The sequence below is a fragment of the Kolteria novifilia genome, from assembly GCA_007748055.1.
GTDB lineage: Bacteria > Planctomycetota > Planctomycetia > Kolteriales > Kolteriaceae > Kolteria > Kolteria novifilia.
Genome location: CP036279.1, coordinates 6,839,700 through 6,863,189 on the forward strand (window position 1 = coordinate 6,839,700; position 23,490 = coordinate 6,863,189).

General features: G+C 61.5%; 17 protein-coding genes. 9 read left to right on the forward strand and 8 right to left on the reverse strand.

Features of this window, described 5'->3' with window-relative positions:
• Positions 1–87: 87 nt before the first annotated feature.
• Complete coding sequence (locus Pan216_RS25150; protein ID WP_145262537.1) at positions 88–1,935, forward strand: SLC13 family permease; 1,848 nt, start codon at positions 88–90, stop codon at positions 1,933–1,935.
• A gap of 167 nt (positions 1,936–2,102) precedes the next feature.
• Here Pan216_RS25150 and Pan216_RS25155 read toward each other — a convergent pair whose 3' ends face one another.
• Positions 2,103–3,269 (reverse strand): hypothetical protein, encoded by a 1,167-nt coding sequence (locus tag Pan216_RS25155; RefSeq protein ID WP_145262539.1) that lies wholly within the window; start codon positions 3,267–3,269, stop codon positions 2,103–2,105.
• Positions 3,270–3,791: 522 nt separating this feature from the next.
• Here Pan216_RS25155 and Pan216_RS25160 point away from each other — a divergent pair.
• Positions 3,792–5,207, forward strand: coding sequence for an aldehyde dehydrogenase family protein (locus tag Pan216_RS25160; protein ID WP_419192972.1), 1,416 nt, complete (start codon positions 3,792–3,794; stop codon positions 5,205–5,207).
• A gap of 256 nt (positions 5,208–5,463) precedes the next feature.
• Here Pan216_RS25160 and Pan216_RS25165 read toward each other — a convergent pair whose 3' ends face one another.
• Together Pan216_RS25165 and Pan216_RS25170 are read right to left on the reverse strand one after the other, a co-directional pair.
• Entirely contained in the window at positions 5,464–6,630 is a 1,167-nt protein-coding gene (locus Pan216_RS25165; RefSeq protein ID WP_419192973.1) for an anhydro-N-acetylmuramic acid kinase, read from the reverse strand.
• Between the two features lie 237 nt (positions 6,631–6,867).
• On the reverse strand, positions 6,868–7,617 hold the full coding sequence (locus tag Pan216_RS25170; RefSeq protein ID WP_145262542.1) for a gamma-glutamyl-gamma-aminobutyrate hydrolase family protein: 750 nt from the start codon (positions 7,615–7,617) through the stop codon (positions 6,868–6,870).
• Between the two features lie 403 nt (positions 7,618–8,020).
• Here Pan216_RS25170 and Pan216_RS25175 point away from each other — a divergent pair, with 403 nt between their 5' ends.
• The 3 genes from Pan216_RS25175 to Pan216_RS25185 all read left to right on the forward strand — a co-directional run bounded on the left by Pan216_RS25175 (position 8,021) and on the right by Pan216_RS25185 (position 12,492).
• Positions 8,021–10,264, forward strand: a complete 2,244-nt coding sequence (locus Pan216_RS25175; RefSeq protein WP_419192974.1) for a DUF4159 domain-containing protein — start codon at positions 8,021–8,023, stop codon at positions 10,262–10,264.
• 334 nt (positions 10,265–10,598) lie between these two features.
• On the forward strand, positions 10,599–11,654 hold the full coding sequence (locus Pan216_RS25180) for a 3-isopropylmalate dehydrogenase (RefSeq protein WP_145262545.1): 1,056 nt from the start codon (positions 10,599–10,601) through the stop codon (positions 11,652–11,654).
• Between the two features lie 199 nt (positions 11,655–11,853).
• On the forward strand, positions 11,854–12,492 hold the full coding sequence (locus Pan216_RS25185) for an HNH endonuclease (protein WP_145262547.1): 639 nt from the start codon (positions 11,854–11,856) through the stop codon (positions 12,490–12,492).
• 57 nt (positions 12,493–12,549) lie between these two features.
• On the opposite strand, the gene Pan216_RS25190 is transcribed toward Pan216_RS25185, so the two are convergent.
• From Pan216_RS25190 to fliG, 3 genes are all read right to left on the reverse strand, one after another.
• Positions 12,550–12,972, reverse strand: coding sequence for a response regulator (locus Pan216_RS25190; RefSeq protein WP_145262549.1), 423 nt, complete (start codon positions 12,970–12,972; stop codon positions 12,550–12,552).
• Positions 12,973–13,687: 715 nt separating this feature from the next.
• Positions 13,688–14,728 (reverse strand): tetratricopeptide repeat protein, encoded by a 1,041-nt coding sequence (locus tag Pan216_RS25195; RefSeq protein WP_145262551.1) that lies wholly within the window; start codon positions 14,726–14,728, stop codon positions 13,688–13,690.
• Between the two features lie 180 nt (positions 14,729–14,908).
• Positions 14,909–15,916, reverse strand: a complete 1,008-nt coding sequence (gene fliG, locus Pan216_RS25200; protein WP_145262552.1) for a flagellar motor switch protein FliG — start codon at positions 15,914–15,916, stop codon at positions 14,909–14,911.
• A gap of 455 nt (positions 15,917–16,371) precedes the next feature.
• On the opposite strand from fliG, the gene Pan216_RS25205 reads away from it, so the two are divergent.
• Positions 16,372–16,959 carry a response regulator gene (locus tag Pan216_RS25205; RefSeq protein WP_145262554.1) on the forward strand — a complete coding sequence of 196 codons (588 nt, stop codon included), beginning with the start codon at positions 16,372–16,374 and terminating at the stop codon, positions 16,957–16,959.
• A 171-nt stretch (positions 16,960–17,130) separates the two neighbouring features.
• Here Pan216_RS25205 and Pan216_RS25210 read toward each other — a convergent pair whose 3' ends face one another.
• Positions 17,131–18,069: a DUF1571 domain-containing protein gene (locus Pan216_RS25210; RefSeq protein WP_419192975.1), complete on the reverse strand. Its 939-nt coding sequence runs from the start codon at positions 18,067–18,069 to the stop codon at positions 17,131–17,133.
• A 116-nt stretch (positions 18,070–18,185) separates the two neighbouring features.
• On the reverse strand, positions 18,186–19,634 hold the full coding sequence (locus Pan216_RS25215; RefSeq protein ID WP_419192976.1) for a glycosyltransferase family 87 protein: 1,449 nt from the start codon (positions 19,632–19,634) through the stop codon (positions 18,186–18,188).
• Positions 19,635–20,033: 399 nt separating this feature from the next.
• Between Pan216_RS25215 and Pan216_RS25220 the strand changes: the two genes are divergently transcribed.
• From Pan216_RS25220 to Pan216_RS25230, 3 genes are read left to right on the forward strand one after another with little or no spacing between them, the layout of a single operon-like run.
• Positions 20,034–21,014: a lysylphosphatidylglycerol synthase transmembrane domain-containing protein gene (locus Pan216_RS25220; RefSeq protein ID WP_145262559.1), complete on the forward strand. Its 981-nt coding sequence runs from the start codon at positions 20,034–20,036 to the stop codon at positions 21,012–21,014.
• Complete coding sequence (locus Pan216_RS25225) at positions 21,011–22,060, forward strand: glycosyltransferase family 2 protein (RefSeq protein WP_419192977.1); 1,050 nt, start codon at positions 21,011–21,013, stop codon at positions 22,058–22,060. Before Pan216_RS25220 ends, Pan216_RS25225 begins: the two co-directional genes overlap by 4 nt.
• On the forward strand, positions 22,057–23,436 hold the full coding sequence (locus Pan216_RS25230; protein WP_145262560.1) for a hypothetical protein: 1,380 nt from the start codon (positions 22,057–22,059) through the stop codon (positions 23,434–23,436). The genes Pan216_RS25225 and Pan216_RS25230 overlap by 4 nt, the downstream gene beginning before the upstream one ends.
• The last annotated feature ends 54 nt before the right edge of the window (positions 23,437–23,490 follow it).

Consider the following 23,490-nt stretch of genomic DNA (forward strand, 5'->3'; position numbering starts at 1 on the left):
GGGCGCTCGTTCGTCGCGAGACGTGAGGCTCGATCGAAACGCGTGCCGACATTCGCGCGGGTCGAACCAGACTACTGGAGAACTTCGTTGACCTTTGCCGTGTTCGTGACCCTTGTCATTCTGGTGGGAATCCTCGTCGGATTGGTCCGCGAGAAGCATGGCCCCGAGATCATCATGCTCGCGGGGCTGACCGCGCTGATGCTCTTCGGCGTCGTCGGCGTCGGCGATGCGCTCTCGGGCTTCTCAAGCCCTAGCGTGGTCGCCCTTGGGGCCCTCTTCGTGATCGGGGCGGGACTGCGTTCGACCGGAGCGTTGGCCTACATCGGACTGAAGGTCTTCGGGCGACCGAGGCCGGGGGGAGCCCTCTACCGACTGACCGCTCCGGTCTGCGGGCTCTCGGCCTTCTTCAACAACATGCCGCTGGTGGCGATCTTCGTGCCGGTCTTCGTCGATCGCGCCAAACGACTGCGGATCTCGCCGTCGAAGCTCCTGATTCCGCTCTCCTACGCCTCGATGCTCGGCGGCACCTGTACCCTGATCGGGACCTCCACCAACCTCGTGGTCGACGAAGTCCTGCAAAACTCCGGCCAACGCGGGCTCGGCATGTTCGAGCTGACCTGGGTCGGACTGCCGCTCTCGATCGCCGGCTTGGTCTACCTGTCGACCGCCGGGCAACGCTTGCTGCCCGAGCGCACCGACTTGCTCGAACACATCGGAGCCAATCTGCGCGAATATTCCGTCGAGATGCTCGTCGCGCGTGACTGCGAATTGGCGGGGAAGACCGTCCGCGATTCCGGACTCCGCGATCTCCCTGGACTCTACCTCTATCGGATCGAACGCTTCTCGCACGTCATCAGTCCCGTCGCCCCCGAGGAGCGAATCTTCGCCGGCGACCTGCTTCACTTTTCCGGCGTCATTTCCACCGTCGTCGACTTGCAGAAGATTCGCGGCCTCGAACCGGTCGATGCCGACGGCAGCTCGCACCCAAAACACTCCAACGCCCAGCGGATCCATGAGTCGCTGGACTCCCTCGAAGGGGTCCCGACCCCCGATCCTCCGCGGCCCGCGCCGCGGATCGGCCCCCAACTCTGCGAAGCGGTCGTCGCTCCCACCTCGCCTTTGGTCGGCCAGACCATCCGCGATTCCCAGTTCCGTGCTCGCTACCAGGCCTCGATTGTCGCGGTGCATCGCAGCGGGACCGCCCTACAGCAGAAGATTGGGCAGATCGTCCTCTCGCCGGGCGATACGCTGTTGCTCGACGCGGGGCCCGATTTCGTCTCGAAATGGCGCAATTCGTCCGATTTCGTGCTCGTTTCGGGCGTCGATGACAGCGCGCCGGTCGATTATGAGCGCAGTTGGCTCGCGTTGGGGATCTTCGGTCTGACGGTCCTCGGGATCACGTTCGGCAACGCGGGGATCGCCATCCCGGCGCTGGTCGGGGCGGGCTTGATGATCTTCACCAAGTGCGTGGCGTCGCGCGACGTGATCCGCACCATCGAACTGCCGGTCCTCATCCTGATCGCCGCAACCCTCGGGGTCGGCAGCGCGCTCGACTCCAGTGGCGTCTCGGAACTGATCAACAAGATGCTGATCTCTCTCGGAGGGGCCAACAGCCCCTTCCTACTCCTCGCGGTTTTCATCTTCGCGACCTCGATCATGTCGCAGTTCCTGAGCAATGTCGCGACGGCGGCCCTCATGGGGCAACTGGCGATCACGACCGCCGACCAGTTCCAGTTCGATCCCCGCGGCTTGGTCATCGGGGTCGCGATCGCGGCGTCGACCGCCTTCGCGACGCCCATCGGCTACCAAACAAACTTGATGGTTCGCGGGCCGGGCGGCTACCGTTTCATGGACTACGTCCGGGTCGGGGCGCCGTTGTCGGTCCTCTGCTGCTTGGTGTCGCTCGTCGTCATCTACTTCGTGTGGCCGCTGTAAGCTTCCCACGGTTTATCGACCGCGGACAGATCGGAACGCGACTCTCCTGATCGGCAAGGCGGTTGACGACGACTTGTGCGCGATTGTGCTGAATCAAGGGCGTTCCCCGCATGCCCACGGCGAGCGTGGGCATGCCACCCAAGAGTCTTCCTTTCGCAATGAATCGATCAATCGGGATGCGAGAGAGAGTCCTCGTCTCGCGGGGAGGGCTTGGGCGGCTTCGCGGGTCGAAAGAGAAGCCCGAGGAGTTGAAGCGAACAAAACAGCGCAAGCACACCGAGAATCCCCAGGAAAATCGGCGGCTGCCAATTCCCGAAGACGCCCATCGACGTCATGATCGCTGCGACGATCACCACCAGGACGAGCCCCATCAGCATCCCACAACCGGTGAGCGTCATGATGCTGCGAAAACTCTGCTGCTCGGAAACGTCGGAGTACTCGAGGCTCACCGCTCGGTGTCGCTCGAGGCTCTCGTTGGTCGCCGACGCCAGTTCGATCTGACGCAGTCCGCGATGCCACGCCTCGTCGTCGCGTTTTTCCCTCAGCGCCTCCCACTCGGCGACCCAAGTGGGGCCGACATCGAACGGCTCATGCGTCTCGGTTCGCAATTGGCCCCCACGGCGATCGATAAGGGTGACGGGCCCCTGGCAGCCCCGTTCGAAAGTCCCCTCAATCGTTCCCGCCGTCGTCTCCAAACGAAAACCGTAGCCTTCCGAAGGAAGCGCCCGCCAGCGGATCGTCGTCAAAATACCCGACTGATGCCGGGCGCTGACGAGGAGTTGCGAGCCGCCGCCCGACTCGTCGCCCCCGGTCGCGGAGATCTCCTCGATCTCACCGCCGAGGCTTCGGATCCAACTCCATCCCTCGTGAAACCGAAGCGAGCCCTTCTGCTCGGGATCGAAGGGGAGTGTCCACTCCATCCACTGCGGCGAGGTTTCGCCGGTCCATTCGCGGAGCTTCGCGAGTCCGGGATGCGCCGCCTCGGGCAAGAGCGTCAGCATCGGAAGCTTCGACTCGACGCGATAGAGTCCAAGCTCGTAGTAGACGTCCGGTTTCTCGGCGAGGGGAACGCTCAACACCAGGGGCATCGGCTCGAGCCGGACAAGGGCGAGAGCCTGCTCCGCGCGATAGTCGAAGTCGCCCGCCAAGACGGCGTAGCCGACATCGGTAAGCCGGACGACATCGGCGAGGCCGTCGAGCCGGCGGGCGCTCGATGGAACCTCGGGCGTTTCGCCATCGTCGGCCATGAACGCGATCATCTCGTGCGACGCATCTTGGGCCGCCCGCACAAAGGAATCGGTATGCGGGTCGCTCCCCAAGAGAACGAACTTCATCGGTGTCATCTCCCCCTGACGAGGACGTGGTCTCGATGCTGCTTTCGCCTTGGCACCTTGACCCTCCCAATGGTTGCGGATGCCACTGGCCGCTCGCGGGCCAGTGAAGGAGGACGGGGCTTCGCGAACAAACAACCCCATCGGTCATCGATCGCCAGTGTTCTGCGAAACGCAAGCGCTCGGGCAACAGCGAACCCGATGGTTCTCACTGGCTGACAAGCAGCCAGGGGCACCGGGATTGTCGAAGCCGCCCCCACGCCACTGACAAATGTCGCGTGCGCACGGAGTCCAAACTCGTCCGAAAACAAGCGTCGGCGCGAACCCTTCCGCGCGCGACGGCGATCCAATTCCTATACGATTGCCAACATCGTTGCGCCGCCGATTCGTACGAACTAGCGGTGAACTCTCTTCGTATCGTGCCATGGCGACACGATGCTCTGACGGCCCGATGGGTTCGAGAGAGGCTCAACGGCGACAACGACCATCGACAACACATGACACCAGCGACCGAGGGGGAAGACGATGGCAACCATGATCCTGGGCGGAGAACGGGTCGACGCGAACGAGCACATCGAAGTGACCAACCCCTTCGACGGCAGCGTCGTCGACGTCATCCCCAAAGGGACGCCGAAAGACGTCGAACGAGCGTTGTCGATCGCCGAGGCTGGCGCCGTGCGCCTGCGAAAGACGACCGCTTACGAACGCTACGAGTGGCTGCAAAAATCCGCTCAACTGCTCGAAGAGCGCCGAGACGACTTCGCCCGTACCATCAGCCTGGAAGAGGGCAAGACGCTCGGCGAGTCGCTCGCGGAAGTCTCCCGCTCGGTCGAAACACTCGTCCTCTCCGCGGAGGAAGCCAAGCGACTCTGTGGCGAGGCGGTTCCGCTCGAAGGGGCTTCCGGAGGCAAGGGCCGCTTCGGCTTCACTATCCGCGTCCCCTGCGGCATCGTCGTCGCGATCAGCCCGTTCAACTTTCCGCTCAATCTCGTCGCGCACAAGCTCGGCCCCGCGATCGCCGGAGGCAACTCGGTCATCCTCAAGCCGGCCTCGGACACGCCTCTATCGGGCATCAAGCTCGTTGAATTGATGCTCGAAGCGGGCGTTCCCTCCGACGCGCTGCAGTGCATCACCGGATCGGGGGGAACGCTAAGCGATCCCCTCTGCGGCGATCGACGGGTGCGCAAGATCAGCTTCACGGGAAGCTTCGAGGTGGGCGACAAGATCTGTCGCGTCGCCGGGATGAAGAAGGTGACAATGGAACTCGGGTCCAACTCGCCGCTAATCGTCATGGACGACGCCGATCTCGAGAAAGTGATCGCGGCGACGTTGGTGACCGGCTACGGCAATGCCGGCCAAGTCTGCATCAGCACCCAACGCGTCCTCGTCGATCGCCGCGTCTACGCCGACTACCTCGACGGACTCAAGGCGGGCGTCGAGGGGATCGTCACCGGCAATCCCCTGCTCGAAGAAACGAAAATGGGCCCGATGATTCGGCAACGCGACGCCGAACGGGTCACCGAATGGCTTAGTGAGGCGGTGACTCAAGGAGGCGAACTCCTCACCGGATCCGAGCGCGACGGCGCGATGGTCAAGCCCGCGATCATCGCGGGGATGAAGACCGACATGAAACTTTTCCGCGACGAACTCTTCGGGCCGGCGGTGGGCGTGATGCCCTTCGACGACATTGACGAGGCGATCGCCGCCGCCAACGACACTCGTTTCGGGCTCTCCGCAGGCATCTTCACCGAGAACATTGGGCGAGCGATGAAGTTCGCTCAAGAGGTCGACGCGGGAACGCTTCAGATCAACTGGGGGCCGGCTTGGCGGGTCGACTTGATGCCGTACGGGGGCCTCAAGGATAGCGGCATGGGCAAGGAAGGACCGAGTTACGCGATCCGCGAGATGACCGAAGAGAAGATGGTCGTCATGCACCTCTAGGCACAAACGCCGCGGCGACCCTGATTCGACATCATTCTTCAGGTGCCGCTGGCTGCTGGCCAGCCAGGCAGCGAGGACTGGCAACTCAGCGGTAATACGAAGGCGATTGCTCGATCCGTGCAACGACGTTCCCCGCGCATGCCCACGCCGAACGTGGGCATGGCACCCGGCTCGATTTCGGATTGTGAATCCACGATCGCTTCTCACGGTCTCACAAGCAGCCAATGCCACCCGAACTTTTCGAACTGACAAAGCATTAGGCCGCTTGGCGACTGACTTCCTCGTCGAAGCGGTCGGCGACATGGCAGACCCAGCGATCCCAATGCATCCGGTCTCCCGGAGTGATCTGGCCCAGTACCCTGGGCGCGGTGGCACCGGACGCGGAGACGACACTTCCCGGGATGTTCTCCATCATGCAAAAACCGAGTAGTGCCGCGTGTGTCGCCCGGCGTGCTTCGGAGGGAAAGCCGAGATCGTCGGAGCGCCGTACCGGCTTTCGGCCGAACGCGTCCTGAAGCAGCCGCCAGAGAAAACCGTTGCGTATCCCGCCGCCGTTGACCCAGACTTCGTCGATCTCCACCCCCGCCGGCAGAACGCGCTGAACCGCCTCCTCAAGGTTTTGGATCACGAATTGGCTGGCGGAACAAAGAACGTCGCGGGCGGAGTAGTGGTTTTCGCGGGCGAGCGTCAACGATGAGTCGAGGAAGCCCCCGGAGAACTCGTTGCCATCCAGAAAGCGAGGCACGGGCCGAAGCAAAAAGGGATGACTCGACCACTGCCGAATCAATCCATCGCGATGCTTCCCTTGAACCGCGAAACGGCCATTGGGATCGTAGGCGTGCCGGCCCCGACTTAACTGGCGGGTCAGCTCGTCAAGGAATCGACAACACGGGCCGGCATCAAAGACAACTACCTCCGAAGGCGAGGATCCGGCCTCAATGAACGTCGTTCGTAGCCCGGACCCAAGGTGAACCAGGAGTCGATGAAGTCGGGGGGAACGGAAGAGAAACCAATCGGGAACGGGGCTCAACGGGCCGCCTCTGCCACCCGCGGCGATGTCGCGAAGGGCGAAATTGCTGACGATGGTCAGCCCCGTCCGCTCCGCGAGAAGGGCTTCCACCAGCCCGAGAGCACTGGCCGGCGCGACCCCTTCAAGGGCGAAGCAGTCGACCGCCTCTAGGGGGACATCGCTCCTCTCGGCGAGCATCCGCAAGGCCCGCTCGACGGCGTCGGCGATGAGCCGACCATTGTTGTCGATGGGGGGAAGCGTGAGTGCGTCGACGGCCAAGACGCGGAGCTGCCGTCCCTCCCCCCGGCAGCGCAGCAGGGCGAGCTTGAGCCGTTTGCTGGTGCGACCAATGCTCGCGCCGGCAAAGACCCGTGTGGGAAGAGCGGTGCTCCAAACGGGGATCTCGATCGTCATGACGAGTGTCCGTCCTTGGACACGAGGGTCGAGGTTCGCTCTCGAGTTGACGAGGGAACCGACCGAGGTCTGGTGTCGGTTCCTTGTTGGCAGTTGGCCGAAGTTCTTGGATTCAGGCTTGTGTCCGCCAAGGTCCCGACTTCCCGGCACTGGCTGACGAGCAGCCAGCGCCATCGAGGGCGCAACGTCGGGAATGGTCCACGCCTGAGAAGAGTCGGCGGTCGTCTGACGCGCGACTTACGCGGCCATCGGGAGAATGGTCGGCTCGGCGATCGACTCGGCGGCCGCTTCGACAAAGCCTTCGAAGAGCTGACGATCAAGAGCCGAGGCGGTGTCCGATTCGGGATGCCACTGAACGCCGACCATGAACCAATCGGGATCGGTGCACTCGATGGACTCGATCAAGCCGTCGGGAGCCAGCGCTCCACTGCGAAGGCCCTTGCCGAGGGTGCGAATGCCTTGGTGATGGCTGCTGTTGACCCGGATTTCGCCTTCGCCGTAGATGTCCTCGAGCCGGGTGCGGGGCGTGACGAAGACGCCGTGGCGAAGCGACCCTTCGATGGGATCGCAGTGGGGCATGCCGCGAGGCATGTCTTCGGGCAGGTGGGTGTAGATCGAGCCACCGAACATGACGTTCATCAGTTGCATGCCGACGCCGACGCAGAGGGTCGGGATCTTGCGGTCGATCGCGAGATGGCAAAGGATGCGATCGGACTCTTCGCGTCGCATGTGCATCGTCTTGACCGACGGATGCGGCTTCTTGCCGAGCTTGCGGGGGTTGAGATCGGCCCCGCCCGTCAAGAGCAAACCATCCAGACGACCGACATACTCTTCGAGGATTTCGTCACGGGTGAAAGGAGGAATGATCAGCGGCAGACCGCCCGCGGCATTGATTCCGTCGGCGTACCCGGAATCGAGTACGAGATGAGGCTGATTTGACTTCTTCGTTTGGATGAGGTCAGAACAGATCCCAATGACGGGCTTCATGGCGGCTCCTTCCGTGGAGTGTCGTGATGTCCTGGTCGCGTCCATGTGACCAGTTTGGCTGTCGCTCGCGAGTCCGTCGCGAGGGGTGACAACCAGGTGAAAGAAAACTAACAACGTCCATCGCCATTCTCAACTAAAAAACCTGACAAATTGCCGCCGTCGGCGAACGCCCTTTGGACCCGCTCGCTGCAACTCGCTTGCCCCGACGGGGAATGCGCGTCGCGAGCAGACTGGGCAAGCGCTGGACGAGTGCTTACCATCAACGTAACGAGAGCATCGAACGACGGTCGCGGCTGACGGCATCGCCATGTCCCGGCCAACTGGCGGGGTGACTCGGGGCACCGGTCACCCATCGCCGGAGATTCCCATCGGGCTCGATCCGTCGAAAAGGAGAACCATCCTCATGATCTTGCGTCGAGCGGGCCTGACCTTGCTCCTTTCTCTTTCCCTGTTGAGCCTTCCCTGTGTCGGCACGCTCCAGGCGCAAGCCCCCGAAGACGTCAATCGAGCGATCGAACGCGCGGTCGACTTTCTCAAGTCGAAGCAGCGCCACGGCATTGGAAACTGGGAGGAAATGGGGGACTACAAAGGCGGGGTCACCAGCCTCGTGGTCCTATCGATGCTACTGGCCGACGTCTCTCCCGATGACGACCGCATTAAGAAGGCGCTCGTCTATCTGCGGCAAGTCCCCCCCGAGTACACCTACGTCGTGGCCCTGCAAACGATGGTCTTCGCCGAAGCCAAGTCCGACTTCGGCCTGATTCGCCGCAACGCCAAGTGGCTGATGGAGACCCGACTCCCCTCCGGCAACTGGAGCTACGGCCGACGAGGGGGCGCCGGGGACAACTCCAACACGCAGTTCGCGCTGCTCGGCCTCAAGGCGGCCGCCGACGCGGGCGTCAATATCAACGAGGAGTTCTGGAAGAAGTCGCGCCAGCACTGGGTCAACTCGCAATCGAACGTCGGCTCCTGGGGCTATCGCGGCATCGGCGACGCGACAGGGAGCATGAGCGTCGCGGGCATCTCGAGCCTGATCATCACTAGCCGGCAATTCGCCTCGGTGAAAAAGGGATTCGTCGATGGTCGCGCCGTCCGTTGTGACGGCGCCCTCATCGATGAAAACTTGCGTCGGGCCATTGACTGGATAGGGCGAAACTTCTCCGTCAGTCGCAATCCCGCCGGCGGGAACGAGGTCTGGCTCTTCTACTATCTCTACGGGCTCGAACGAGCCGGACGGCTGACCGGGCAACGCTTCTTCGGCAACCACGACTGGTACCGGCTCGGTGTCCGCTTTCTCCTCACCCAGCAGCGACTCGATGGGTCGTGGTCGACGCCGCGAGCCGCCCAAGGGCCCTACCTCCTTTGCAACACCGCGTTTAGCCTGCTCTTTCTCACTCGCGGCCGCATCCCGATCTTGGTCAACAAGGCGCAGTGGGGAGCGGGCGACGATTGGAACAACGCCCCCAACGACGTGAATAACCTGACGGAGTTCATGTCGAAGACGGTTTGGAAAAAGAGGCTCAACTGGCAGTCGGTCGACCTCAAGGTCGCGGACGTCGCCGCGCTGTTGCAGGCCCCCATCCTGCAAATGAGCGGGCACGAAGCCCCCCGGCTGCCGGTGGCGCAGCGAACGCTGCTACGCCGATTCGTCGAACAGGGCGGCCTCTTGATGGCCGATTCCAACTGTAGTTGTGGTAGCTTCGACCAAGGCTTCCGCACCCTCTGCAAGGATCTCTTCCCCGGGCCGGGGCAGGAACTAAAACGACTCGAGCCCGATCACCCCGTCTGGACGAGCCTCTTCGACCTTCGCAATCTCGCCGACGATTGGCCCCTCTTCGGGATCGACGTCGGTTGTCGAACGGGCGTCTTCTACAGCCCCAAGGACATGTCGTGCCGTTGGGAATTCCCGACCGAGGAGGCATCGCTCCCCGCGTTTCGGCTGGGGGCGAACATCATCGCGTACGCCGTGGGGCCGGAGGACTTGCTCGACAAGCTCGACGTCCGCAAGGTCTTCGACGATGTCCCCGAGGACGAGATTAAGCGAGGCTACCTCCACATCGCCAAAGTTCGCCACAACGGCGACTGGAACCCGGCGCCGCGCGCGATCCAAAACCTGATGAGCTCGCTTCAGGAAATCGCCAAGATCGACGTCATTCGCCAGCAGCGCGATATCGAGATTCTCGATCCCAACTTCTTCAACTACCCCCTGGTCTACATGCACGGCCGCAACGCCTTCACGCTCTCCAAGAAGGAAAAGGAGACGCTCACCGACTACCTCGAATCGGGCGGCGTCCTCTTCGCGGACGCCTGCTGCGGGAGCGAGCGATTTGCCGACTCGTTCCGAGAGATGGTCGAGGAACTCTTCCCTGGCCAGAAGCTGAAGCCGATTCCGGTCGAGCACGAACTCTTCACCCAAGAGATCGGCTACGATCTGTCGAAGGTCAAGTTGAGCAAGGCCCTTGGATCGCGCGAAGTCGCTCCGGTCCTCGAAGGCCTGGAGATCGATGGTCGCTACGCGATCATTTTCAGCCCCTACGACATCGGCTGCGCGCTCGAGCGTCACCAGGGGAGCGACTGCAAGGGCTACACGCACGAAGCGGCGCTGAAGCTCGCGTCCAACGTGATTCTCTACGCCCTCAAGCAATAGTCGCGGCGTGGAGCCTCGCGCGCCAGGCCGATCGCGGCACCATCGTCGCCCCCCTCGCGGGGGAACATTCCGGCGCAAGCCGCGGAGACCGGCATTTGGAGACTTCCGCTCCCCGGGAAGCCGTTTCCTCGCCCTTTTCCTACAACGACGCGAACGGCTCGACGGATTGGCCGCACGAACAACCAGATTGAATGGATGCCTTGAAGCGACGATAGCACCGCGAATCGGTCCGGAAATGCTGTGAATTCGAGCAGCCGGAGCAAACTTCGCCCTTTCTCTTAACAGGTTGCCACGTCGCGCGAGCTTGCATGTGGAGATGGGATCTAACGCGTCGATGGCACACTACAAAATCGCGGTAATCGGTGGGGACGGAACCGGCCCCGAAGTGGTTGCGGAAGGCATCAAGGTCATCAAGGCCGTTGCCGATCTCGAAGGCTTCACCTTCGAAACTCAAGAACTCGACTGGGGCGGCGACCGCTACCTCAAGACCGGCGAACTCATTCCCGAGGGCGGCGTCGAGTTGCTCAAGCAATTCGACGCGACCTATCTCGGCGCCGTCGGCCACCCCGACGTCGCCCCCGGTATCCTCGAAAAGGGGCTCTTGCTCACCCTTCGGTTCGAACTCGACCAATACATCAACCTGCGTCCGGTGAAACTCTATCCCGGCGTCGAAACCCCGCTCGCCGACAAGAAACCCGAGGACATCGACTTCGTCGTCGTCCGCGAAAACACCGAGGATCTCTACGCGGGCGTGGGCGGCAACTTCAAGAAGGGCACCCCCGACGAAGTCGCGACCCAGACCAGCGTCAACACCCGCAAGGGCGTCGATCGCTGCCTCCGCTACGCCTTCGAACTCTGCCGCAAGCGCAACGACAAGAAACGCTTGACGCTCGTCGCGAAGACCAACGTGCTGACGTACGCCCACGATCTTTGGGATCGGGCCTACAAGGAAATGGCGACCGAGTATCCCGACATCGAGGCCGACTACAACCACGTCGACGCCTGTTGCATGTGGATGGTCAAGAATCCCGAGTACTACGACACCATCGTCACGACGAACATGTTTGGCGACATCATCACCGACTTGGCCGCGATGATCCAAGGCGGCATGGGCGTCGCCGCCGGCGGTAACATCCGTCCGGGCGGAGCGAGCATGTTCGAGCCGATGGGTGGTTCGGCCCCCAAATACACCGGCCAAGGCGTGATCAACCCGATCGCCGCCATCGCCGCCGCCTCGATGATGCTGGACTTCCTCGGCGAGGAAGCGAGCGCCAAGCGCGTCGAGCAAGCGATCACAAAAGTGACCGGAACGAAAATGCAAAGCATGGCCGCCGGCCGGATGGGACACTCGACGTCCCAAATCGGCGATCTGGTGTGTGAGGCGCTCTAAGCCAGCCAGCTTGGGGCGATGATCGACGGTTTGGACGGTTTTGACGACGAGCGAGTGAACCGGAAGGAGTTTGCGCGAAGGCCAGCGGCCTAGTTGAGTCCTTGACTTGCGGGTGAGTGAACCGTTCGCCAACGTGGCGGCGGATGACGTAACCTCTTGACGTCGCATGATGTTGTGATGCGTAAGGAGACCGCGGGCCATGATTGTCGAGGCACATCCCTCCTCGAGTCTTCGTCTAAGTGTCCTGGTCCTCAACAAGCTCTATATGGCCGTGCATATCATCTCGGTCCGTCGTGCTTTCATCCTTCTCGTCAAAGATCTCGCCGAGGTCGTCTCCGTCCAGGACGGCCAATGGGAGACCTACGACTTCTCCAGTTGGCTCGACGCCGGCGACCAATTCCGAGACGAGCCCGACGCCGAGGCCGATTGGGTCCGGGCCGTCTCCTTCGACATCCCAGCCCCCCGAATCATCCGCCTCTTGAGCTACGACCGGATTCCCAAACATCCAGTAAAGTTCAATCGGCGCAACATCTTCGCCCGCGACGAGTATCGCTGCGCCTACTGCCACAAGAACTTCTCGGTAGGCGAACTGACGCTCGATCACGTCGTTCCACGATCGCAGAACGGCAAGACGACGTGGGAGAACGTCGTCACCTGTTGTGTCCGCTGCAATGTCAAAAAAGGAGGGAGAACGCCCGAACAGGCGGGGATGAAACTCCATCGCAAGGAAATCAAACCGAAGACCAATCCCGTGGTCAACAGCAAGCTTTCCCACCGACGCTACCGCTCGTGGAAGCCCTTTCTCGAAACCTCGCCTTGCGTCGTCGACACTCACTGATGTCGCGAGTGTTCGCGGCGGCGTCGGTCACCCCGACTCCGTCTTGAGCAAAGCCGGCTAACGCCGATCCCAAACGGCTTCCAGAGGATCCGCGTCAGTCCCGCGCCGTTCGAGCGTGGCCTCGATGAAGGAAGGAAGCTCGCGAATCTTGGTCATGTCAAACCGACTATCGTACCCGACCGAGCGATAGTCAACCTCCTCCACCAACGACGAGGAGACGCTGATCGACGCGACGTGGACATCCTTGGTTGCCGGCTCGCGCCGGAGCCCCTTCAGCACCGCGGCGCCGTCGATGTCGGGCAGCTGAAAGTCGAGAAGAATCATGTCCGGATCGCACTGGCGACTGATTTCGAGCCCCTCCTGGCCGAACTCGGCCGCGTAGACACGAAAACCAGCTTTCCGGAGGATGTGAGAGGCGAGATCGCGCTTCGCTTCGCAATCGTCGATGACCAACACCGTGGTCTCGCGTTCCTGCGACATTCGAGAATCCTTTCCCTACTTACTGCACCGTATGGCCCCGACTCGATCGGTCACCATCCGCACCCATCCGCCGACTTCATGAGGCATCGACGAAAGAGTCTTTCCGACGGATGCACGGGCCACCTCCCCAAACCCTTACATCGTCCGAACCAGCAACAGAGGAATTACATTAAGCTTTCTTAAGATCTAGAGAACACCGTGTCAACACTACTGAAATACGCACGAGTGCCTGACAAGATTGTTACGCACGTTCTCCAGGAGTTGTCGAAAGAGAAATGGCCGAAATAGAGCGACTTACGAAGACGCGAGGGTAGAGGAGAGTAGGCTTCGTCTCAAAGGTTGATCGTCGGCCCGAGGCACAGCGCGTTGGTGGAGGACGAGGAGGTCGAAACAGCCGAATCCGTTGGATTCGTCGATGCAGACCGACAAAGTCCCGCGGCAACGTAGCCAGCCGAAGCCAGAGCCGACTTTTGAGACGGAGCCTAGTGCACGATCAGACGTCTACCCTCGGGCTGCCGGCGACGTAACTCGTTCTCACTAGCTGACAAGCAGCCACTGGCATCCGAACACTAGGTCTTGGCGGGGTACGAGCAACGTATCAACCGATTGGCGCGGCGACTCGATCGCCACCCGTTGACAAGGAACGACAAGGTGCCATCGGCATCCAAACGATTGCGCGAGCGAAGAGAAAACGCGATGAACCAACGGAAGCGCGTCAGTTGCCGAGCAACGACGGGTTTAGTTCGCGGACACGAGCGCGGTTGCGTTCGACATCGCTCTCTCGATCGCCCATCGCTTCGTAGGCTTGCGCGAGATAGAAGTAGGCCTGAGCGTCGTTCGGTTTCAGTTCCGCGACCCGTTGGTAGTCGGCGATGGCTCGCTCGTACTCATTGAGCACGTAGAAGCAGAAACCGCGGTTGTAGTAGGCGTCGACGTAGTCGGGCTTCAGCCGAATCGCATTGTTAAAGTCACGAATCGCTGGCGCGTAGCGATCGGTGACATAACGGGCGAGTCCTCGGCAGTAGAAGGCATTGGGATTCTTGGGGTCGAGCTCGAGAACGCGGTCGAACGTCTCGATCGCCTCCGGGTAGCGGCCTTCCTTATAGTGCTCGAGTCCTTTGACGTACAGAAGACTGGCCTCGGTGGGGCCCTTCTCTTGCTCGGCGTCAGGCCGCTTCATCTTGGGAGCCGGCGTCGAGACGACGGGCGTCCGCGGCTCCTCGGCCGGAGGAGTCGTCATTTTCTTGGCGTTGGCGGCAGGCGGCGTCTTTGGCGTGGAAACCGCGACCGCCACGGGCTCAGGCTCGGGATTGGGTTTGGAGCCGGACGATGTCGCGGGCTTGTCCTCGGCGACCGCCTCGGGTTTGGAGACAGGCGTCGGCCGAGAGGGCGACAGCTTGGCGACCGTGACGTCGACGCTCTCTTCCACGACCTCCTTCTTCATCGGAGGCTGAGCCACTTCCGGCACAAAGAGTTCCGCGACCTCTTCGGGCGAGTTGGCCTCGGCGGGGCCGTCCGGCTCATCCGTGTTCGTCGCGTTGGATGGCTGATCCTGCTTGGAGCTGACCGCCTGTTCGATGACTTCGAACTCCTCTTCGACGGCGGGAGCCAGCAGAAACGCCCCGAGAAAACAGAGCGCTAGTCCCGCGAGTAGAACGATCGAATCGGAGCCGCTCATGCGTGAGCGCGCCACGATGATCCAGACGCCGAACAGGAGCACGGCAAGGCCGATACAGAGAAAGGTGATGTTCATCATCAAGGTCCTTCGCCGAGGAGGGAGCACTTGCTTCGGCCGTCGAGTCGCCGTCGACGAGGCCCATGCTGGCTAGCATACAGCGATAGGATGGGGAATTCACCCCGCAATAGGGGGCTGAATCACGCGGTTACCTGAAAAGAATTGGAACGACCGGAACGGCCCGCTCATCTCCACAGCCTGTTATTCGACGAGTTCCTCTTCCTCGGCCCCACGCTTGCGGAGATGAATCGCCCCCGCTTCGTCGAGTCGGCGAACCACGTCGACGATCTCTTGCTGGGCCCGCTCGACCTCGCTGACGCGAACGGCGCCGAGGAACTCCATGTTCTCCTGGACCAACTCGGCCGCTCGCTTGGACATCGCGGCGAAAAACTTCTCACGCAACTCCTGCGTGGTCCCTTTGAGGGCCAAGGCCAAGGTGTCGTTGTCGATCTCCTTGAGCACTTCCTGCATGCCACGCTGATCGACCAACGCGACATCCTCGAAGACGAACATCAAGCGGCGAACTTCCTCGACGAGTTCGGGATCTTCCGCCTCGAGGTTCTCGAGGATCGCCTTCTCCGTCGTCCGATCGGTGTAGTTGAGGATCTCGGCGACGGTACTAGCGCCCCCAAGTTGCTCGAGATCCTCGCCGATCACCGAGGAGAGGCGTTTTTGCAGGGAGCGTTCGACCTCGCGAACGACTTCCGGCGAGGTCTGCTCCATGTTGGCGATCCGCCGCGTGACCTCGAGTTGCTTCTCGGGGGAGAGGCTCTTGATCAGGTCGCTCGCTTGGCGTGGCAGAAGATGGGCCAGGACCAGCGCGATCGTCTGCGGATGCTCGTCGGAGAGAAAGGTCGCCAAGGTCTCCGAGGGGGTCTTTCTCAGGAAGGAGAACGGCGTCGCCTCGAGCGAAAGACGGACCTGATCGATGATCGCTTTGGCTTCGTCGGTCGGGAGGGTCTTCTCGAGCAGCTCCTGAGCGTAGTGCAGACCGCCACGCTCGATGTACTGCCGGGCCATGACGATGGTGTAGAACTCCTCGACGGTCCGATCCCGTTCCTCATTGGAGACGTCATCCAACCGAGCGATCTCGAACGTCATGCGTTCGATGGTGTCCTTGTCCAGGTGCGCCATCAGGTTGCAGGCAGTCTCTGTGTCCAGACTGACGATCAAGATGGCCGCCTTTCGCAGCCCTTCAGAGGAGACCATCGCCACGTACCTCGGTCACCAGTGTGGCCACCCGCGTTCGTCACCGGCCCTCTCGGCTCGCGAACGAAGCGGATGGCCGCGAAGAGATTTAGCCGTAACCAACACGACAACAAGGACTTACAAGATGCCACCAGCCACCGGACGATGCGTGCTCGTCGAAAATCTTCCCAGAAAGCGAACGAAGGCTCCCCAGGGCGGCTAGCTTCTGACACAATAACCGTTTGAGAAAAACTCGCCAAGATTGACCATTCGGCGCCGAGATCGCGTATCAGTCTCCAGCGGGATTCTGTTTCATTTGGGGTCAACGCCGACTTGGGCGAAAACGGAAAGCTATATTACTTAGTAGCTTACGCTAGGATACAATTGGTACTTGCATCGATTCCTTGACCTAGATCAGCAATGGCCAAGGAGTTAGGACTCAAGATGCAGAACGGAATCGCGACGGGGGACGTACGGTGAGTCGAGAAGAAATTGTCATCGTTGACGACGAGCAAAGCGTCAGAGACACGTTGACGAGTATTTTGGATGGCGAGGGATACTCTTGCCGTACCTTCGAATCGGCGAAAACCGCCCTCAAACACATGGAAGAAGTCGCGCCAATCGCGGTCTTCCTCGATATCCGCATGCCCGACATGGACGGACTCGAGTTCCTCCATGAGATGCGCAAGTCGCATTCGGCGATCCCCGTCATCGTCATGACCGGGTACTCCGATCACGAAGTCTTCCGCAGCACGCTGCAGTACAAAATCGCCGACTTCCTCCCCAAACCCTTCGAGGCGCGCGTGGTTCGCGACGCCCTTGAGCGGGTGCTCGGACGCGATGAGTCCTTCTCGGACCGCTTCCTGGAGACCGTCACGCACCGCCTCCGTGAAGCACGTATTGCCCTGGGCCTCAAGCAGTCGGAAGTCGCTTCCCGCTGCGGCATGTCGACTTCGCAAGTTAGCCAGATCGAACTCCGACAGTCGTCCCCGTCGGTGACGACGCTCCTTAAACTCTGCAAGGCGCTCAATCTCACGATCACGGAGCTGGTCAAAGGCTTCTAGCGGTCGTCACCGGAGTTTCGGGTCACGCTGGCTGCTTGCCAGCCAGTCAGGAGAGGTTGGGACTCGCGCCGCGCGGTTCCAGGCTTCGAACGAAAAACGCCAAAAGCCCACCTCCAACGGTGGGCTTTGCCATGCGCTCGACTCTTTCCAGCTCTACCTCTCGGATGATCCTTAGAAGCGAGAGTAGGAATACTCGGGATTCGTCGCCGAGAAGTCCAAGTCCTTTAAGCCGTTATTCACCTTCAGATCGAGATAGGTGTACGACTCCAGCAGCGGTCCGGGCGTCAATCCGGGCTGCGCAGGCCATTCGTAACCCTCGATCCGGATCGGCAACATCTGCTGCTTGTCGAAGTAGACCTTCGCGGTATGGAACATGAACCGGCCGTCGTTGGGAATCGGATGAGCCACCGTCACCACGTAGCAGTCGCGATCGTTCAGGGTCGCTTGCGTCACCTTGACGTCGGCGACGTTGAACTGACGTTCGAATTCCCAATGGTGGCGGAGCTTGGTGACCAAGTCAACGATCCCCATGTCCCGCAGCGAGTGGCGATAGCCCTTGCGAGCAAGCGAGCTGTCCGGATCGATCCGCAGCGTTCCCGTGAGAGCCTTGGCGATTCCGGTCGTATGGGTGACGATCTTGTTGTCGTTCTTGCCTTCGACGTAGATCGCTTCCTTACCGGGATCGGGATCGAGCCACTTCAAGTAAATGCTGAACGGCTCGATGCGGAACTTCGCCTGCATGTACTGCGGAGGACGAAGCGTTCCCCCGATCCGCTCCTGCATCACGAACAAGGTTTCGTAGTCGGCGACTTGCGCCAGCCGCTCTTCACTCTTGCCAAGGAGCAACAAAGCCTGGTCGATCGGATGGGCTCCGTCGGGCGCGGCGGCAACGTTCGGCTTCCCCGCCGGAAGCGCCGCCGAGGTCACCACGTGGGCTGGCGCGGGTGGCTTGGCCCGCGTCACCACTTCCGGCCCCTCGGAGGAGTTCTCAGCCTGCAACACCAGCACGGGCGCGAGCAAGGCTCCAATAATGCAGATACCCGTCAGGCGAAAGCCGAGGGTCGAGCCACTCATCAAGATTCGCAACGGCCAAGCGAGGACACTTCGCATCAATCGATCACTCCTCATGTTCGGGACCAGAGGACGGCGCGACTCGCACACCCAGGCACACGATCTTACCGCACCTCAACGTAAGAGCATCTCGCGTGCCGCTCGAAGCTCGGCGATCAACTTCGCTCGGACTTTCTCGAGTTCCATCCCGTCTCGACTGAGGCTTGACGGGTATTCGCACGGGTCTGACAAGAACGATTGCTCAAGCCGCAGCCCGGAAATCGCCCGACCAACCGGTCCGCTGGGAGGTCTGTATCGACCGGGCACGTTGTAATTCTTTCAAACGACGACCCTTCCGGAGGATTGATCTTGCGGTCCCGAAGCCGGACGATGCAGTTCAAATGGCAGGCGGCCACCGCTAGCGACGCCCACAAATAGGCGCCGTAGGCCTGCATCACCTTCGGGCCATCCTCCCCGAAGAGCGGCTTTGCCAGGTCGTTACTTGTCGACGCCATCGCCATTCCCGCGAAACCCAGGCCGCTCGCGAGGAACACGCCGCGACGCCGATCCCCCTCGGCCAACAACCGAGCGACGGTCGCCACCAAGAAAACAAAGGATGGGACGAGAAGCACGTAGTGATGTTTCCACGTCCGCTCGCTGAGCCAAAGCGTCGCGATCAGAACCAACCCGAACTCATGGAGGTAGCCCACATGACGACGTTCCGGCCACCTCGTCCGGCACGCCCATAGCAACGCCAAAAAGATGGTGAGGCTTACTCCCTTCGTCACGAGAGTGACGGTCGTGCCGGAAAGGGCCACCAGATTCAAGGTGATCGGCGGCCGCCCATCGTCGGGGAAGATCGCAGGCTTGGCCGTGGTGAACCGGTGAATCAGCGCGGGAACCGACTGGTTGATCTGCTCGGTGGTGACTTCGCCGCGTACGACGTAGGGAACCACCATTGCCTCGGCCCAGTGTCGAACGAGTTCGGCGTTGCGCACCATCCCAAGGGCCATGCCCGGCACGAGAAAGGTCCACGCCACGAGCCCGACACACGCAATCGCCACGAGGCGAAACTGGCGTTTGACCGCGAAATAGGGAACCAGGAGCACCGGCGTCAGCTTGCAAGCCGCCGCCAGCGAGATCGCCCCCCCGGCCGTCCAGTCCCATCCCTGGCGAAACGCCGCGAACCCCGCGACGACCAGGAACAGAATCCAGAGATTGACGTTGCCGTGGAGAAGGTCGCCCATGATGGGACGACTGATCAGCAGAAAGAGGCCCAGTTGCGCCGAGAGGGACCACCGTGGGTAGATCGGCTGGACCATCCTGAGGAGGAGGATCAGCGCGGCGATCGCGAGCAGCGCCCGCAGCAGGTACCAGGCGCCCATCGTCCAGGCGCCGGCCAGGGACGTGAACGGAACCAAGACGAGAGCCATGATCGGCGGGGTGGGAAAAGCGAACTTGCGATAGATGTCCTCACCCGCGAGAAGTTCGGCGACCATTGGTTTCCAGCGGTTGATGGCGCTGCGACGCGTTCCCTTGACGACGACGTAGTACGTACCCACAACGAGAAAGAAGACGATGAACGCCGTCATGAGCGGGGCGGGAAGGCGGAATCTCCCTGTCAAGGATGCGCGCATCGTCGATCGGCGAGCCAATCCAACCATGGAGAGCCATTCCGGGCGACGTCCCGGGATTCCCATAGGCCGACATCCGTGCCGTCGGCGCGAGGGTAAGGACTGCGTCGCCAAATGAGTGGTCGATTTTGCGTGCCAGCCCTTTTTTGACTACCGTTGGACGCCAGCACAGCTATCTTGAGCCTTATGGGGCTCCTTCGGCCGCATTTGAGTCGACCTTCCGGAATCGAACAAGGCCTCTTTCCGACCCACCTTGTCGTCGTGGACTCCGAAAGCTATCTGTCAACGAAGGGCTCGCTCGCCGCGACGTGATCGCGGGTTGGTGTACCTCTGTTCCAACCAGGTGCGACGAGGTCCACCAACAGCGTGCGGACCGAAAAAGGAAGCGATATGAGCGCCGTCGACGGCGAATCGACGAATCCCCCCATCCCCTGGTACAAGCTGCCTTGGATCAAACGCCTCGTGCATCTGGCCGTCCTGGGCATCACCGTGGTGCTGGTCGGACAACACGTGATCCAAGCCGCCAACGAGCTCCGGCACCAAGAGTTCCGCATCAACGTCGGTTGGGTCGCGCTTGCCTCGCTCGGCTATCTCGTGGGGTTCGCCATTCAGGGCATTCCGTGGTTTCTGGTGAATCGTGACTGGGACCTTCCAGTCCCGTTTCTCCGCTCCGAACGTGCCTACCTGGTGAGCCATGTCGGCAAGTACGTTCCCGGCAAGATGATGGTCATCGTCATTCGTTACGGTTTGGTCAGCAGCCTGGGAATCGGTTTCGGGACGGTCTTCATGACCACCCTCTTCGAAACGTTCATCACCATGGCCAGCGGTTCGAGCGCGGCGATCGTCTGCTTGTTGGCGTTGCCGACACCGGAGGGCTTCGCCGGAGCCTTCTCGTCTCATCCTTGGCTCATCCTCGGCATCATGGGGATGTGCGCCGGCTTCCTCGGCGTGATCACTCCCTGGGGATATCAGTTCTTCTCGAAGATCGTCACCGCGCCGTTCAAGGACGCCCGCGTCCTCGCGGATCGCCGCATTCGCGTCGCCACGGTCCTCGGCGCGTTCGCGGTGGGCCTGGTGGCTTGGTCGGTGATGGGGCTGAGCTATCTGGCGACGCTCAACGCCGTGCTCCCCGAACCGCTCGGCTTGGAAGCCTGGCCGATGACAATCACGTGCGTTGCGCTCTCGATCGTGGTAGGCTTTCTCTCCATGATTCCGGGACAGGCCGGCGTTCGGGAGCTGATCCTGATCGAGGCCCTCAAACCGGTCGTTGGAAATCTAGGTGCCGTCGCGGCTTCGCTTTTGTTTCGCGTCTTGACGCTCTTTGTGGAGGCGGGACTTGCCGCCGTGTTATATCTGGGAGGTCGTCGTTGAGCCGCGAGCATGATGAGCCGCCACTGCTCAGTTTTGTGATCCCTGTCTTCAATGAAGCCGAGAGTCTCCCCGAGTTGCATGCCCAACTCGACGAGGTGATCGTCCAGCTCCCCAATCCGTCGGAAATCATCTTCGTCGACGACGGTTCCAGCGACGAGAGTTGGAAGGTCATCGAAGAGTTGCAGTGCCACGACTCCCGGATTAGTTCGTTGCGCTTTCGCCGCAACTTCGGCAAGGCCGCCGCGCTGACCGCCGGGTTCTCGATCGCGCGGGGCGCTTTCGTCTTTACCCTCGACGCCGATCTCCAGGATGACCCTGGAGAGATTCCGCGATTCCTAGAGAAGATGGCGACCGGGTTCGACATCGTCTCCGGCTGGAAGAAGGTGCGTCACGACCCGTTTCACAAGACCATCCCCAGTCGCGTCTTCAACGGGATGGTGAGCTGGATGACCGGCGTCCATCTCCACGATCACAACTGCGGGTTCAAGTGCTACCGCGACGAAGTCCTCGACGAGATCAAGCTCTACGGCGAGTTTCACCGCTTTGCCCCAGTCCTGGCCCACGCCAAGGGCTTTCGCGTCGGCGAGCTCGTCGTCAACCATCGACCGCGCGAGCACGGCGTGTCGAAATATGGCTGGCAACGGTTCATCAAGGGCTTCCTTGACCTGCTGACGGTCAAGTTTCTCACCGCCTATCAGAACCGACCACAGCACCTGCTCGGTACCGGCGGCCTGATCTTCTCGGCCCTCGGGCTTTCGGGACTTGCGTACTTGACGCTCATTTGGCTGATCACGTGGATGGGGATCTTCGATTTCGGGCCGATCGGAAGACGACCGCTGCTGATGTTCTCCGCCACGACCCTGCTGCTGGGAATTCAGATGTTGTCGATCGGCCTGATCGCCGAGCTGATCACGGCCCGTAGCCAGGACGAGATGCACGTCTACAGCGTCGCCGAACGACGACTCTCGCCGCTGCGACTGAAGCTCTACGGCGAACAAGAGGAAGGTCGCGTCCGTGGGATGACGCGGGGGAATCACGAAGGATGAGTCAGGCCGATTCGAAGCCCTTGAATCCATTGACCCTTTCGCTCGATCGCCGGGCGATGTTCTGGGGCATCCTGATCACCGTGCTCGCCCTCTTAGCGGGATACACCTGGCGAGCGAAGTCGTCGTGGAGTCCCAACGATCGCTCTCGCTGGAATACCGTCTGGAGCCTCGTCGAGTACGGAACCTACCGGATCTACGACACCGACGAGGAAGCCAAAGCCGCCGGCAAGCCCCGACAATTCAAGACCATCGACAAGGTCCGCACCGAGGATGGTCTGCGCTCCAGCAAGCCACCGCTGATGCCGACGCTGATCGCCGGATACGTCCACGCGCTGCGTCTGGTCTTCGGGCGGGAGTGGTCGCTAAGCGACAAGAAAGACCCGACCAAGGGGAGCTTCGAGATCTATTCGAAAGCGACCCTCTACTTCTTTCAATTCCTGCCGTTCGCGATCTTTCTGATCCTCTATCGCCGCTACCTCGACCAATACGCGACCACCGACTTTGGGTGGGTCTTCTGCTTGCTGGCGGCGGCGCTCGGCACCCTGCTGACCGGCTATCTCGTCACGCTCAACAATCACGTCATCGCCGGCTGTTTCGGATTCATGACCTACTCGATGGTGCTGAGCATCTGGTGTGATCGGGCCGAGGAACCGTGGCGCTACGCGCTGGCCGGGCTCTGCGCCGGTTGGACCTTCGCCAACGAACTGCCGGCGGGATTGTTGATCATCGCGGTCTTCGCCCTGCTATTGGTTCGCGATCCCAAGAAGGCCATCTTCGGCTACCTGCCGCCGTTGGGCCTCGTGATCGGCGCCATGTTCTGGACGAACTACCTCGCGGTCGACTCGCTCCTTCCCGCGTACATCCAAAAGAACCTCTACGACTACTCGGGCAGCTACTGGACCTCCAGCGCCAAGTCGGGCATTGACGCGCTCAACGACCACCCCGAGCACCTTGTCGTTTACTTCCTGAACATGACAATCGGCCACCACGGCATCTTCTCGCTCACGCCAATTTGGATCTTCTCCGCATGGGGCATGATCCTGTTGGCCCGTGATCGCTCCTCGAAGCTGGCTCCCATCGCGTGGTCGATCCTCTTCATCAGCGCCGGCGTCTTCGCCTTCTTCTGGCTCGTCACCGACCAGCGCAACTACGGCGGCTTCTGTCACGGCTTGCGGTGGCTCGCTTGGCTCTCCCCGCTTTGGCTCCTCTCCTTGCCGACCGCGATCGACCGGATCGCCGACAGCAAGATCGGTTGTCGCTTGGCGTGGGCATCGCTCGCGGTGTCGATCTTTTCGGTCGGGGATACGCTCGCTTCGCCCTGGTCGCGCTCTTGGCTCCAGCGAATCTTCCTCTGGTCCGGTATCATTGACTACTGAACACGGTGTTCTCGCCTCCTTCAATCCAATAGAGAACCCGAAGGACGATCCCGC

What these genes read in the sequence shown, in the direction of transcription:
- Pan216_RS25155 (WP_145262539.1), bottom strand. Translation starts at nt 3,269, where the DNA reads ATGAAGTTCGTTCTCTTGGGGAGCGACCCGCATACCGATTCCTTTGTG.
- Pan216_RS25160 (WP_419192972.1), top strand. Translation starts at nt 3,792, where the DNA reads ATGGCAACCATGATCCTGGGCGGAGAACGGGTCGACGCGAACGAGCAC.
- Pan216_RS25165 (WP_419192973.1), bottom strand. Translation starts at nt 6,630, where the DNA reads ATGACGATCGAGATCCCCGTTTGGAGCACCGCTCTTCCCACACGGGTC.
- Pan216_RS25170 (WP_145262542.1), bottom strand. Translation starts at nt 7,617, where the DNA reads ATGAAGCCCGTCATTGGGATCTGTTCTGACCTCATCCAAACGAAGAAG.
- Pan216_RS25175 (WP_419192974.1), top strand. Translation starts at nt 8,021, where the DNA reads ATGATCTTGCGTCGAGCGGGCCTGACCTTGCTCCTTTCTCTTTCCCTG.
- Pan216_RS25180 (WP_145262545.1), top strand. Translation starts at nt 10,599, where the DNA reads ATGGCACACTACAAAATCGCGGTAATCGGTGGGGACGGAACCGGCCCC.
- Pan216_RS25185 (WP_145262547.1), top strand. Translation starts at nt 11,854, where the DNA reads ATGATTGTCGAGGCACATCCCTCCTCGAGTCTTCGTCTAAGTGTCCTG.
- Pan216_RS25190 (WP_145262549.1), bottom strand. Translation starts at nt 12,972, where the DNA reads ATGTCGCAGGAACGCGAGACCACGGTGTTGGTCATCGACGATTGCGAA.
- Pan216_RS25195 (WP_145262551.1), bottom strand. Translation starts at nt 14,728, where the DNA reads ATGATGAACATCACCTTTCTCTGTATCGGCCTTGCCGTGCTCCTGTTC.
- fliG (WP_145262552.1), bottom strand. Translation starts at nt 15,916, where the DNA reads ATGGTCTCCTCTGAAGGGCTGCGAAAGGCGGCCATCTTGATCGTCAGT.
- Pan216_RS25210 (WP_419192975.1), bottom strand. Translation starts at nt 18,069, where the DNA reads ATGCGAAGTGTCCTCGCTTGGCCGTTGCGAATCTTGATGAGTGGCTCG.
- Pan216_RS25220 (WP_145262559.1), top strand. Translation starts at nt 20,034, where the DNA reads ATGAGCGCCGTCGACGGCGAATCGACGAATCCCCCCATCCCCTGGTAC.
- Pan216_RS25230 (WP_145262560.1), top strand. Translation starts at nt 22,057, where the DNA reads ATGAGTCAGGCCGATTCGAAGCCCTTGAATCCATTGACCCTTTCGCTC.